This is a genomic window from Novosphingobium mangrovi (assembly GCF_022818885.1).
Taxonomy (GTDB): Bacteria; Pseudomonadota; Alphaproteobacteria; order Sphingomonadales; family Sphingomonadaceae; genus Novosphingobium; species Novosphingobium mangrovi.
In genome coordinates this window covers 64,297-76,679 of sequence record NZ_JALHAT010000003.1, presented here as the reverse complement: position 1 = coordinate 76,679, position 12,383 = coordinate 64,297, and the positions used below count along the sequence as shown (strand labels likewise).

Annotated in this window: 15 protein-coding genes; 7 read left to right on the top strand and 8 right to left on the bottom strand. The window is 64.8% G+C overall.

Features of this window, described 5'->3' with window-relative positions:
- Nucleotides 1–48 precede the first annotated feature (48 nt).
- Both aroA and cmk read left to right on the top strand, forming a co-directional pair.
- The gene (gene aroA, locus MTR65_RS02545; RefSeq protein ID WP_243796783.1) at nucleotides 49–1,401 is read left to right on the top strand and encodes a 3-phosphoshikimate 1-carboxyvinyltransferase; all 1,353 of its coding nucleotides are present in this window, start codon (nucleotides 49–51) and stop codon (nucleotides 1,399–1,401) included.
- Nucleotides 1,398–2,021 (top strand): (d)CMP kinase, encoded by a 624-nt coding sequence (gene cmk, locus MTR65_RS02540; RefSeq protein ID WP_243796782.1) that lies wholly within the window; start codon nucleotides 1,398–1,400, stop codon nucleotides 2,019–2,021. The genes aroA and cmk overlap by 4 nt, the downstream gene beginning before the upstream one ends.
- An 88-nt stretch (nucleotides 2,022–2,109) precedes the next feature.
- Here cmk and MTR65_RS02535 read toward each other — a convergent pair whose 3' ends face one another.
- The gene (locus tag MTR65_RS02535) at nucleotides 2,110–3,138 is read right to left on the bottom strand and encodes an NAD(P)-dependent alcohol dehydrogenase (protein ID WP_243796781.1); all 1,029 of its coding nucleotides are present in this window, start codon (nucleotides 3,136–3,138) and stop codon (nucleotides 2,110–2,112) included.
- 351 nt (nucleotides 3,139–3,489) lie between these two features.
- On the opposite strand from MTR65_RS02535, the gene rpsA reads away from it, so the two are divergent.
- From rpsA to MTR65_RS02510, 5 genes are all read left to right on the top strand, one after another.
- Nucleotides 3,490–5,196, top strand: coding sequence for a 30S ribosomal protein S1 (gene rpsA, locus MTR65_RS02530; protein ID WP_039394280.1), 1,707 nt, complete (start codon nucleotides 3,490–3,492; stop codon nucleotides 5,194–5,196).
- Nucleotides 5,197–5,297: 101 nt separating this feature from the next.
- Entirely contained in the window at nucleotides 5,298–5,717 is a 420-nt protein-coding gene (locus MTR65_RS02525; RefSeq protein WP_243796780.1) for a hypothetical protein, read from the top strand.
- A 96-nt stretch (nucleotides 5,718–5,813) separates the two neighbouring features.
- A complete protein-coding gene (locus MTR65_RS02520; RefSeq protein WP_243796779.1) occupies nucleotides 5,814–6,182 on the top strand; it encodes a hypothetical protein in 369 nt (122 codons plus the stop codon).
- An 83-nt stretch (nucleotides 6,183–6,265) separates the two neighbouring features.
- Nucleotides 6,266–7,036, top strand: a complete 771-nt coding sequence (gloB, locus tag MTR65_RS02515; protein WP_243796777.1) for a hydroxyacylglutathione hydrolase — start codon at nucleotides 6,266–6,268, stop codon at nucleotides 7,034–7,036.
- Between the two features lie 483 nt (nucleotides 7,037–7,519).
- Nucleotides 7,520–8,614, top strand: coding sequence for a 5-methyltetrahydropteroyltriglutamate--homocysteine S-methyltransferase (locus tag MTR65_RS02510; RefSeq protein WP_226635997.1), 1,095 nt, complete (start codon nucleotides 7,520–7,522; stop codon nucleotides 8,612–8,614).
- Nucleotides 8,615–8,771: 157 nt separating this feature from the next.
- Here MTR65_RS02510 and MTR65_RS02505 read toward each other — a convergent pair whose 3' ends face one another.
- The 7 genes from MTR65_RS02505 to MTR65_RS02475 form a co-directional block, all read right to left on the bottom strand.
- Nucleotides 8,772–9,353 carry a F0F1 ATP synthase subunit B family protein gene (locus MTR65_RS02505; RefSeq protein WP_243796775.1) on the bottom strand — a complete coding sequence of 194 codons (582 nt, stop codon included), beginning with the start codon at nucleotides 9,351–9,353 and terminating at the stop codon, nucleotides 8,772–8,774.
- Nucleotides 9,346–9,840, bottom strand: coding sequence for a F0F1 ATP synthase subunit B family protein (locus MTR65_RS02500; protein ID WP_039394297.1), 495 nt, complete (start codon nucleotides 9,838–9,840; stop codon nucleotides 9,346–9,348). The genes MTR65_RS02505 and MTR65_RS02500 overlap by 8 nt, the downstream gene beginning before the upstream one ends.
- Before the next feature lie 111 nt (nucleotides 9,841–9,951).
- Nucleotides 9,952–10,179 (bottom strand): F0F1 ATP synthase subunit C, encoded by a 228-nt coding sequence (locus tag MTR65_RS02495; protein ID WP_039394300.1) that lies wholly within the window; start codon nucleotides 10,177–10,179, stop codon nucleotides 9,952–9,954.
- A 52-nt stretch (nucleotides 10,180–10,231) separates the two neighbouring features.
- The gene (locus MTR65_RS02490) at nucleotides 10,232–11,017 is read right to left on the bottom strand and encodes a F0F1 ATP synthase subunit A (RefSeq protein WP_039394302.1); all 786 of its coding nucleotides are present in this window, start codon (nucleotides 11,015–11,017) and stop codon (nucleotides 10,232–10,234) included.
- A gap of 72 nt (nucleotides 11,018–11,089) precedes the next feature.
- On the bottom strand, nucleotides 11,090–11,410 hold the full coding sequence (locus tag MTR65_RS02485) for an AtpZ/AtpI family protein (RefSeq protein WP_039394305.1): 321 nt from the start codon (nucleotides 11,408–11,410) through the stop codon (nucleotides 11,090–11,092).
- Nucleotides 11,411–11,738: 328 nt separating this feature from the next.
- Complete coding sequence (locus MTR65_RS02480; RefSeq protein WP_226636001.1) at nucleotides 11,739–12,140, bottom strand: YdbL family probable chaperone protein; 402 nt, start codon at nucleotides 12,138–12,140, stop codon at nucleotides 11,739–11,741.
- The gene (locus MTR65_RS02475) at nucleotides 12,140–12,325 is read right to left on the bottom strand and encodes a YnbE family lipoprotein (RefSeq protein WP_226636002.1); all 186 of its coding nucleotides are present in this window, start codon (nucleotides 12,323–12,325) and stop codon (nucleotides 12,140–12,142) included. The genes MTR65_RS02480 and MTR65_RS02475 overlap by 1 nt, the downstream gene beginning before the upstream one ends.
- Nucleotides 12,326–12,383: the final 58 nt, after the last annotated feature.

Sequence of the window (12,383 nt, the reverse complement as noted above, 5' to 3'; positions counted from 1 at the left end):
CGCCGCGATTTTCCGCCCTTCGCCTAGCCCAGAAAGACGCCCTGCCCCGTGACTTCCTCTGCCCACGACGCCGCCTCCGCCACTCCGCGCCGTTTCACCGCGCAAGGCCCGCTCAAGGGCCGCATTCGCGTGCCCGGCGACAAGTCGATCAGCCATCGCTCGATCATGCTGGGCGCGCTCGCGGTGGGCGAAACGAAGGTCACCGGCCTTCTGGAAGGTGAGGACGTTCTCGCCACAGCCGCGGCGATGCGCGCCATGGGCGCTACGGTCGAGCGCACGGGCGAAGGCGCCTGGACGGTCAACGGCGTGGGCGTGGGCGCGCTCCTCCAGCCCCAGGGCCCGCTCGACATGGGCAATTCGGGAACCTCGACCCGGCTTCTCATGGGGCTTGTCGCCAGCCACCCGATCAACGTCAGCTTCACGGGCGATGATTCGCTCTCCAAGCGCCCGATGAACCGGGTCATCACACCGCTCTCGCAGATGGGCGCCAGCTTCGAGGCAAGCGAAGGCGGACGCCTCCCCCTCATCGTGCGCGGCGCAAGCCCTGCCGTTCCGATCACCTACACGCTTCCTGTCGCCTCCGCGCAGGTGAAGAGTGCGATCCTGCTCGCCGGTCTCAACACGCCCGGCAAGACCACCGTGATCGAGCCCGTCCCCACCCGCGACCATTCCGAGCGCATGCTCAAGGGCTTCGGCGCCAACCTCGAGGTCGAGACGCAGCCCGACGGCACGCGCATCATCACCCTTACCGGCGAAGCGGAACTCAAGCCCCAGACCATCGAGGTCCCGGGTGACCCCTCCTCGGCAGCCTTCTTCCTTGTCGCCGCGCTCATCACGCCGGGCAGCGATGTCGTAATCGAGAACGTGGGCCTCAACCCCACGCGCGCCGGTCTTGTCGACGTGCTCATCGCGATGGGCGGCCAGATCGAGAAGCTCGACGAACGCGACGTCGGCGGCGAGCCGGTTGCCGACCTGCATGTGCGCCACTCCGCACTGAAGGGCATCGAAGTCGACCCGACCGTGGCGCCGAGCATGATCGACGAGTTCCCCGCCCTCTTCGTCGCCGCCTCGCTGGCCGAGGGCGTGACGACAACGAGCGGGCTCGATGAACTGCGCGTCAAGGAATCGGACCGGCTCGCGGTCATGGCGAGCGCCCTCACCGCCGCGGGCGCCACGCTGGAGGAGCGCGAGGACGGCCTTGTCATCACCGGCACCGGCGGCCGCCCCCTTCCCGGCACCCGCGCAGGGATCGAGATCGCCACGCACCTCGACCACCGTATTGCCATGTCGATGGCCGTGGCGGGCCTCGCAAGCCAGGAAGGCGTGCTCGTCGACGACACCCGCCCCATCGCTACCAGCTTCCCCGTATTCGAATCGATGCTCGAAGGACTTGTCGCATGATCATTGCGGTCGACGGCCCCACCGCCTCGGGCAAGGGCACCATCGCCAAGGCCCTGGCCGCGCATTACGGCCTGCCGCATCTCGACACCGGCCTGCTCTATCGCGCGGTCGGGCGTCAGTGCGCGAAGAACGGCGGCAATCCTGACAGCGCCGAAGATGCGCTGGCGGCCTGCGCGTTCCCCGATGACCTGCTGGCCGACCCGGAGCTTCGCTCGGAAGTAACCGGGGGCCTGGCAAGCCGGGTCTCGATCCACCCGCCCGTGCGCCAGGCGCTCTACGAACGCCAGCGCAGCTTTGCCACGCAGCCGGGCGGCGCGGTCCTTGACGGGCGCGACATCGCCAGCGTCATCGCGCCCGAAGCCGAGGCCAAGCTCTTCGTGACCGCCAGCGTCGAGGCCCGCGCGCAGCGCCGTTTCCTGGAAATGCAGGAGCAGAACCGCGACGTCGCGCTGGAGGACATCGCCGCCGACCTTGCCGCGCGCGATGAACGCGACCGGGGCCGCAAGGACGCTCCACTGGTTGTGGCCGAGGGCGCCGTCGAGATCGACACCTCGGACCTTCGCCGCGAGGAAGCCATCGCGGCCGCCATTGCCGCGGTCGAGGCCTTCCGCGCCGGATAGCGCCAGCTTTCTCACACCGAAAATGAAGAAGGGGTCGCAAGCCTAGCGCTTGCGGCCCCCTCTTCATGCATCGGCATCAGTCGCCGTATCAGGGCACCAGCACCGCGCGCCCTGGCACCTTGCCTTCGCGCAAGCGGTCATAGACCGTGGCGGCCTCATCAAGATCGTGCGTCTCGATATCCGCCTTGATCTGCCCGCTGCGGGCCAGCGCGATGACCTCGATCAGTTCGGCCCTTGTGCCCCAGTACGGAACCATGACCTGCGAACCGTAGGGCATGGTATTCGCGTTGTAGCTGAGCGTACCGCCCGCCAACCCGACGATCGTAAGGCGACTATCGCGCCCGATGAGCGAGCTTGCCAGATCGATCGTCGGCTGCGCCCCCACGAAATCGAGCGCCACGGTGACGCCCCGACCGCCGACAAGATCGCGAATTTCCTCCTCGGCGCTCTTCGAACCCGAATTGACGACCACATCCGCGCCGAGCTTGCGGGCCGTCTCCAGCTTGTCCGCGCTGATATCGGTCGCCACGATGCGCGACGAACAGGTCGCCTTCAGGATCTGGAGAGCCATCTGCCCAAGCCCGCCGATCCCGGTGACAAGCACGGTCGCATCGGGCGTCAGCTTCGCCTGTGCCGCCTTGATCGCGTGGTAGGGCGTGAGCGCGGCATCGCTGAGCGGCGCAGCCTGCGCCGGATCGAGTTCGCCCAGCGGCACCAGCAGGCGCGGATCGGGCACGATCATGTATTCGGCCATGCCGCCGTCGGAACCAAGGCCCCCGCCGAAAGTCGGCAGGCTCGCATGATTCTCGCAGTAATTTTCCGCCGACGTCTGGCAGTGGTGACACGAACCGCAGCCCCAGGGCCCGTAGACGGCAACCGCATCGCCCTCCTTCCAGCCCGTGACGCCCTGCCCGAGCGCCTCGATCCAACCTGCGTTCTCATGGCCGAGCGTGAAGGGTCCCTTGAACGGGACCTCGCCATCGAGCACGTGGAGGTCGGAGTGACAGACCCCGGCGCCGCCAATCCGCAGAAGGACTTCCCCAGGCCCCGGCTCGGGCTTTGCGATATCGACGATTTCCGGCGGACGGCCGCCTTCGATGAAGCGCACGGCTTTCATGGCAAATCTCCTGCTCGTATCGAGTTCTCAACTATTCAACGACTTAGGCCCGGTCGCGTTCCGGTGAATTGACAGCCGTCAAGCGAACCCGACCTCCCAGCGACTACGCGCAGGAAATTTGCGCCCTCCCCCGTATACCCCGCCATTTCCCTTGCATTTCCCGCCCCACGCGCGTAGGGCGCGCCGGTTCGAGGGGCCGATCATTCGGCTCCAAGAGCGCTGTGCAGGTATCCGGCCTGCATGGCAGTTCGGCCCTTTTGGCCCGTCGATGCAATGGTGCGGATGGCGGAGAAAGACCGGCGGAAACAACCGCCTGGCCGGAAAAACGTACAATCTGAGGATAACCTCTTAATGGCTACTTCTGCCAATCCGACCCGCGACGATTTCGCGGCGATGCTCGACGAGCAGCTCGGTGGCGTGGCTGACGACGGCTTCGAAGGCCGCGTCGTCAAGGGCACGATCACCGCAATCGAGAACGACAAGGCCGTCATCGACGTAGGCCTCAAGAGCGAAGGCCGCGTGCCGCTGCGCGAATTCGCGCGCGGTGAAGACGAGCACGGCCTCAAGGTCGGCGACGAAGTCGAAGTCTATGTCGACCGCGTCGAGAACGCCGACGGCGAAGCGATGCTGTCGCGCGACCGCGCCCGCCGCGAAGCCGCCTGGGACAAGCTCGAGAACGAATTCGGTGAAGGCAAGCGCGTCGAAGGCGTGATCTTCGGCCGCGTCAAGGGCGGCTTCACCGTCGACCTCGACGGCGCCGTGGCGTTCCTTCCCGGCTCGCAGGTCGACATCCGCCCCGTGCGCGACGTCACCCCGCTGATGGACGTGCCCCAGCCCTTCCAGATCCTCAAGATGGACCGTCGCCGTGGCAACATCGTCGTGTCGCGCCGCGCCGTCCTCGAAGAGACCCGCGCCGAACAGCGCAGCGAGCTCATCGACAAGCTGAGCGAAGGCCAGGTCATCGACGGCGTCGTCAAGAACATCACCGACTACGGTGCGTTCGTTGACCTCGGCGGTATCGACGGCCTGCTCCATGTCACCGACATGAGCTACAAGCGCGTCAACCACCCGAGCGAAGTGATCGCCATCGGCGACACCGTCACCGTCCAGATCATCCGCATCAACCAGGACACCCAGCGCATCAGCCTCGGCATGAAGCAGCTGGAAAGCGATCCCTGGGAAGGCGCAGCGGTCAAGTACCCGGTCGGCGCGAAGCTCTCGGGCACGGTCACCAACATCACCGAATACGGCGCCTTCGTGGAGCTGGAGCCGGGCATCGAAGGCCTGGTCCACGTTTCGGAAATGTCCTGGACCAAGAAGAACGTTCACCCGGGCAAGATCGTTTCGACCTCGCAGGAAGTCGAAGTCATGGTTCTCGAGGTCGACTCCGACAAGCGTCGTATCTCGCTCGGCCTCAAGCAGGCCCAGCAGAACCCCTGGGAAGGCTTTGCAGAGCGTCACCCGGTTGGCTCGACCGTCGAAGGCGAAGTCAAGAACGCGACCGAGTTCGGCCTGTTCATCGGCCTCGATGGCGACGTCGATGGCATGGTCCACATGTCCGACATCGCATGGGGCATCTCGGGTGAAGACGCCCTGGCCCTGCACCGCAAGGGTGAGGTCGTCCAGGCCGTGGTTCTCGACGTCGACGTCGACAAGGAACGCATCAGCCTCGGCATGAAGCAGCTCGAGCGTGGCGCTCCGGCCGCTGGCGGCACGGTCACCGGTGGCAGCTCGCTGCGCCGTGGTGAAACCGTCACCGTCACCGTTCTCGAAGTCCGCGACGGCGGCCTCGAAGTCCAGGCTGGCGAAGACGGCGCGACCGGCTTCATCAAGCGTTCGGACCTCGGCCGTGACCGTGACGAGCAGCGCCCCGACCGCTTCCAGGTCGGCCAGAAGCTCGACGCCATGGTTACCGGTTTCGACCGTTCCAAGAAGCCGAACTTCTCCGTCAAGGCCCGTCAGCTGGCCGAAGAGAAGGAAGCGGTGGAGCAGTACGGTTCGTCGGACTCGGGCGCTTCGCTCGGCGACATCCTCGGCGAAGCTCTGAAGGGCCGTTAATCGGACCTTTCAGCCTCACCGAAGCTGAAATCACCAAGAGCCCGTCCGGAGCAATCCGGGCGGGCTTTTGCTTTTGCGTTTCGGCGATTACCCTGCCCGGCATGACCAGAGCCGCGACCGCGAACCTTGTTGGCCGTTACGGCCTTGCCATTGCGCTGATGCTCGTGGCTTGGTGTGCATTTGCAATGGGTTGCGCCCTGCTTGGGCGCCCGCTTGCGTCCAGCGCCGCAGGATATGCCCTGTGGATCGTGGCCGGTATCGTCACCCTTGTGCAGGCCGTCTGCATAAGCGGTACAGGCCCCGGCGCCGTTGCCCCCGTCGCGCGCGGGACCTGGCCCGTGTCGTACCGTCTCATCCTGGCGGCAACGCTGGTTCTCCTGTTCGTCTGGGCGTGGGATCAGTTCGTTGGGGGCGAGCGCATTCCGCCAATGGGTTTCATGCCCCTGGTCGGCGTGAATGCGGCGCTCGAACTGGCCGCCTCGCGAAGCGACCGAGCCGGTCCCCAGACCACCACCTCCTAAGCCTGGAACCGGCTCCGCGAAGCATCCGCAAACACAGTTCACGCCTGCGGCCCCGGCCATTTGCGTTACCGCCCCGGCTGGCCTAACGCAGGCCCCATGAGCCTTTCCCGCAAGAGCCCGCTCGGCACACTCCTCCAGGCCCGGCGCGACCGCGTTGGCGCCCTCTTCGTCGCCCTCGCCATCATCACCGCCTTCCTGCCGCCAACCGCCTTTGCGCTGGTCGCGGGGCTTGAAGCGCTCGCGCTCGTCCTCGCCTTGAGGACCGCCCGCGCCCTGACGCCCGAGGAACGCGCGCCCATATCGATCCTCGGGCACATCTCGGCTGTCGCGGCAGGCTCGCTCGTCTGCGTGTTCTTCATCAGCCGCTATGTGCATTACATCAGCTTCCAGACGCAGGCGATCGCCTCCGTTCTCCTGATCGGCGCGCTCGCCTTTCTGCTGCTGCTGCGCCGCCCGGTGCACTGAGACAAAGCCTCCAGGTCCCGACTTCCTTTGACACACGGGACCCTTTGCCTAGACTCAAGGCCACGCAAGGAGAGAGGAGCGCCATGCTCGAAGTTCACCAGTTTCCGTGCCTGAACGACAACTACGGCTACCTGCTGCACGACAGCGCCTACGGCGAAACGGTGTGCATCGACACGCCCGATGCCGAGGAATACCTGAAACAGGCTGGCCAGAAGGGCTGGCAGATCACCCAGATCTGGAACACCCACTGGCACCCCGACCACGCAGGCGGGAACCTGGCGATCAAGGCCGCCACCAATTGCACGATCACCGCGCCCGAAGGCGATGCGGGCAAGATCGAGGGCGTCGACCGGATGGTGAAGCAGGGCGACATCGTCAAGATCGGCGACCGTGAGGGCAAGGTCCTGGACGTGGGCGGCCACACGCTCGGCCACTGCGCCTACTGGCTTGCCGGTGCACGCATGGCCTTCGTGGGCGACAGCCTCTTCGCGCTGGGCTGCGGGCGCATGTTCGAGGGCGATCCCGAACAGTTCTGGGCCAGTCTCAAGCGGATCAAGGCGCTTCCGGCCGACACGCTGATCTACTGCGCCCACGAATACACCGAAGCGAATCTCAAGTTCGCGCGCCACGCCGACCCCGACAACGCCGAGCTTGCCGCCTATGGCGAGGACATCGCCCGCTGGCGCGCCGATGGCCTGCCCACCGTGCCCACCAAGCTCCAGCGCGAACTCGCGACCAACCCCTTCCTGCGCGCCGACGATGCGGATCTTTCCGCGCGCTGGGCCCCCGAAGGCCACATGGGCGACCCTGTCGCGACCTTTGCCGCCCTGCGCGCCGCCAAGGATAACTTCTGAGCCCGGGCGGGCGCGACCGCAAGCCACCGCCCGCCCCAGCCTGCCTCAGCCGACCGTAAAGTCGAAGAAGCATCGCTCCACAGGAGCGCGCACATGGCTGCGCCAACCATCTCCCTTTCAGCCCGCACTCCGGCGCCGAGAATGCGGAAACGACGAAGTTTCAGGGACCTCCACGCCACAGCGCTGGCAGCCGAACACATATAAAGAACTCTTTATATCCACCTTGACGGTGCTGCACCGCTGCGCTCTAAGGCAGGTGTCGCGGTTCGTGGCGCTGCAGTGCAGCATGCCCGGCTCGCGACCACGACACCACGAACCGCGCCGGGACATAAGGAGCCCTGCGGACGCGGAACAAGGCTGGCCTTACCCGAGGACGAGCCCCTTCTTCCGACCTTCCGCACATGCCCCTGCCCGCCGGAGCCAGAACAGGCGTGCGGCCCCTTGCCGCACGTACAACGGACCAGCAAGAAGGGTCATACATCCATGTCCAAACCACGCTTTCGCGCCGACCATGTCGGCAGCCTGCTTCGCCCCGAGCCCGTCGCCAAGGCCCGCACCGAAGGTGCCGACGCAGCCACCCTGCGCGCCGCCGAGGACGCGACCATCCCCGACCTGATCAAGATGCAGGAAGAGGTCGGCCTCAAGGTTGTCACCGATGGCGAAGCGCGCCGCGCCTTCTGGCACTTCGACTTCATGGGCATGCTCGACGGCCTGGAGCTGCGCACGCGCGATGAGGGCGTGCAGTTCCACGGCGTGAAGATCCCGCCGGTCCGCCCGACCATCACCGACACCCTCGGCTTCCCCGCCGACCACCCGATGCTCGAGCACTTCACCTTCGTGAAGGACCACACCACGGTCTGCCCGAAGATCTCGATCCCCGGTCCCTCGGCCGTGCATTTCCGCACCGATCCCTCGGACGTCCTGCCCGAGAAGTACCGCGACCAGAAGGTGCTGATGGCGGACATCGCCGCCACCTACAAGGCTGCCGTCGAGGCCTACTACGCCGCGGGCTGCCGCTACCTGCAGATGGACGACATCTTCTTTGCCTACCTCGGCGACCCCAAGCAGCGCGAACAGCGCCTGGCGATGGGCCAGGACCCCGACCAGCTCATCACCGACTACGCCTGGATGCTGAACGAGGCGATCAAGGACCGTCCGTCGGACATGACCATCGGCATGCACATGTGCCGTGGCAACTTCCGATCGACCTACGCCGCAACCGGCGGCTACGACGCCGCGGCCGATGCCATCTTCAACGGCACCGATGTCGACATCTACTTCATGGAATACGACACCGACCGCGCCGGTGGCCTCGAGCCGCTCGCACTTCTGCCCAAGGGCGACAAGCGCATCATGGCCGGTTTCATCACCACCAAGACGCCCGAACTGGAATCGATCGACGACATCAAGCGCCAGTTCGAGGCGGCCAGCAAGTTCGTCGACATCGACCAGCTCGGCATCGCGCCGCAGTGCGGTTTCTCCTCGACCGAACACGGCAACTCGCTGACCGTCGATGACCAGCGCCGCAAGCTGGAACTCGTGGTCAACGTGGCCCAGGACATCTGGGGCGAAGCCTGATCCAACAATGTGTTGTGCGCCGATCTTAGGACTGGCGCACAACAAATCACCCCGGCGCTCGGGCCTATCTCCCGCGCAACAAAAAAGCCCCCGCCAAACGGCAGGGGCTTTTTTCGTGTTCGGATTTCCGCAGGGTCTCCAGGGAGACCCTGAACAATCAGATCCCGGAGATCGCCTGGTTGACGAGAACCTTGTCGGCATCGGCCGAGTGGTTTCCGGCAATGAGACCACGCGCAGCCGCGGTGGCCGCATCGGCAGCGACGGCGCGAAGGTCGGCAACGGCCGCAAGCTGGGCAGCACCGATCTTGTCTTCGGCCATCTTCTCGCGGCGGGCAATGACGTCCGCCGTGTCGGTTTCGGCCTTGGCAACGATGGCAAGCGCTTCCTTGCGGGCATGCTCGAGCATCTCGGCGGCGTCCTTCTCGGCACCGGCGATCTTGTCGGCATACTCCTTGCGCAGGGCTTCCGCCTCGGCGCGCAGGGTCTTGGCTTCCTCGAGCTGGGCCTTGATGTCCGCGATGCGCGAATCAAGACCGCGGCCGATTGCCTTGGGAACGCCCTTCCACAGAGCGATGCCCAGAAGCACCAGCATCGAGGCGCTGACGACCATGGCCGGCGGGGCTACGCCCAGCAGCATCGGCTCGGCGTGGTGCTCGACACCCGCGTGGGTCTCGGCCGCCGCTTCGACGTGCGCGCCTTCGTTTTCCAGGGAGGACTGGACGGCAGGGGTATCAGCCATGGACCAGGTTCTCCTTCACGGCGGCGCGGACCTGGCCCTCGTCGAGCGAGAGACCGGCAACGCGGCCGATGATGTCACGGGCAGCTTCGGCTGCAACCGTTTCGATTTCGTCTGCCGCGGCCTTGCGGGCGGCAGCGATGCCAGCCTCGGCTTCGGCGATCTTGCCGTCGATCGTGACCTGGGCGGCGGCGAGGCGCTGCTCGGTTTCGGTCGCGGCCGTGGCACGGGCCTCGGCGATCAGGGCGTGGGCCTTGGCGCGGTTGGCGTTTTCACGCTCCCGCCAGGATTCCTCTTCGGCATCCGCCTGCTTGCGCGCGCGTTCGGCGGCAAGGAGGTCGTCGGCAATCTGGGTGTCGCGCTTCGCAACCGTGTCCATGACCTTCGGAACCATGCCCCGTCCGATGACGAAGAAGGTGAAACCGAAGAACACCAGCATCCAGAAGATCTGGCTGGAATAGGTTGCGGCAAGCTGTTCGATCTGAGGCATGGGTCAGCCCTGTGGTCGAGGTGGCCGGAAAAAGTGTTCCGCGATCCGGCTGCCCTACCAAAGGGTCAGGGCAGCCGGATGCGGATCAGTGTGGTCTGGATCAGTCCGCGATTACGCGGCGAAGATCAGCAGAGCCGCGATAACGAACGAGAGAAGACCGAGAAGCTCGGCACCGGCGAAGCCGATGAAGAGACGGCCCTGCTGCGCGTCGGCAGCACCCGGGTTGCGCAGCGCGCCTTCGAGGAACTTGGCGAACACGTTGCCCACGCCGATCGAGGCGAGACCAGCACCGATAGCGGCGAAACCTGCACCAAGCAGCTTTGCAGCTTCTGCGTCCATTTCAAAAACTCCCTTTGGTATGCCCGAATGTTTGAGGCGGTAAAACTTGAGATCAGTGAAGATTCTCGGCGTCGTTGAGATAGACGCAGGTGAGAAGAGCGAAAACGTAGGCCTGGATGCCGGCGACGAGCAGCTCGAGAGCGCAGATGCCGATCATCAGGATGAAACTGGGCAGGCCGGCAATGGCGAAGAGGCCAATGTTGGCGTTGCCCGAGTCGATCACGAAGCTGGAGAGCACTTCGAGCAGAACGTGGCCGGCCATCATCGCAACGAAGAGACGCAGGCCAAGGCTGAACGGACGCACCAGGAACGAGACGAGTTCGACGAAGAAGATCGGAACCACCATCGCAGCGGGCGTACCGTGCGGCACGAACAGCGAGAAGAAGTGCAGCTTGTGCTTCGCAAAGCCAACGATCAGCACGATCGCGAAGGACATGATCGCCAGAACACCGGTCGCCGAGAAGTGGCTGGTGAACGTGAAGGCGTGCAGGCCCAGGACGCCGATCGGAAGCAGACCGAGGACGTTGGCGAACAGAATGAACATGAAGAGCGAGAAGATGTACGGAACATACTTCTTGCCGTTGGGGCCGACATTGGCGGCCAGCATGCCGTCCACGAACCCGGTGAAGGTTTCCACCGCCATCTGCCAGCGACCGGGAACGAGCTGACGCTTCGAGCCCCCCGCCACGAAGATGAGAAGCGCCACGGTGGCGATCGCCATCCAGAGCGCACTGTTCGTAAAGGCGATATTATACCCCGCGATGGACCAGTGACCCGAGCCGAACAACGGCTCGATGGTGAACTGGTGCATCGGATCGACCTTCGCTTCGGCTGCCACGCGAATATCCCTGTCGCCTGTGAACGGCAGCGCCCTTGTCTGACCTCCTTGCCCCATCGAAAAATGGAGAGATCAGTCCGGGCGCCGGTTCGTAATCCGGATAATGTTCCTGAAGGCAATGAATATTCCGAAGAACATCATCCCCAACAGACCCCAGGGGCTTGTACCTGCGAAATGGTCAATGAGCCACCCCAGGAACAGGCCACCTGCAATTCCCCCCAGCAGCTCCGAAAGAACGCGGTTTCCGATGCGGTAATTCTCATCGGCTTCCACGCCTGCTTTCGGCTGGTTGCGCACTTCCTCGCGCTCGCGGAGGTCCTTCAACCTCTCGTCGAGCGCCCGGATGCGCGCATCCTCGCCAACAGGGCCTTGGACGGGGTCCTTATCGCTCATGTCCTTAGCTCCTTTTATCAATCAGGAACGAGTGACGCGTTCGACAGTTGCCCGTCTTGGGCGCCGACCCCTTAGGGTGGGGCTTTTCCCGAGTCAACCATGGCAGCCACATGACGAACCACCGATCTGCACAGGCTGGCCCGTCACGCCCCTGCACTGCGAATTGGAAGTTAGCGATAACCTAATTCACCAGCCCCGTAAAAGTGCGGCATCGCGCATCAAAACAGAATTGTCCTACAAAAGAGAAAGGCTCTCTCCCGTTTTTCAGGAGAGAGCCTTTGTATAAGACCTAAGTCGAAGAGAAGAAATTCTATGGGTTCCGCCGTATTCAGGGACACTTGGGATCGCGTTCGGGCGCACCCGACCCGCGCGTTTTCCAACTTCCGTCCAAACCCTCGTACTTCTCGCCAGGCGAGGTTTCCGCGATAAGGCGGCAAGCCGTGGTAAACGCGTATTCGTCGATCGTGCTCGACAAGCTGGCGGCCTTCGAGGTGTAGATCGCACGGCGCTTGTTGTTGATATCGCGCACCATCGAGCGCACGTCCGCGCTCTGGCTGCCGACCACGCCGAGATAGCCGTTGCGCTGCTCGCCAACCTGGCCTTGCGCCTTGGCTGCGGCATAGGCCTCACCGCGCGCCTGGGCACCAGCCGGAGCGGCCATGCCCAGACCCGCCAGCATGGCAAGGGCCAGCGTCGCTGCGGCCACGGGTTTCTCGATAAGGCTGCGCATCAGAAGATCTCCGGATTTTCCTCAATGGTGTTCGCGGCATCGGCGGCCAATCGGTAGATAACCTCCTGGCGGATATTGATGTTGAGCTCGATCACGATGGGCTTGTCGGGTGCGGACACGTTCACGCAGCCCCCCAGCATCGGTATCACGCCCAGCCCCAGTCCTGCCAGTGCCATCGCCCGCATCACGGACCTCACTCCCTTGCCCTGCTTCAGGTTCGCCCGGCGAACCGTGCGCGTTCCT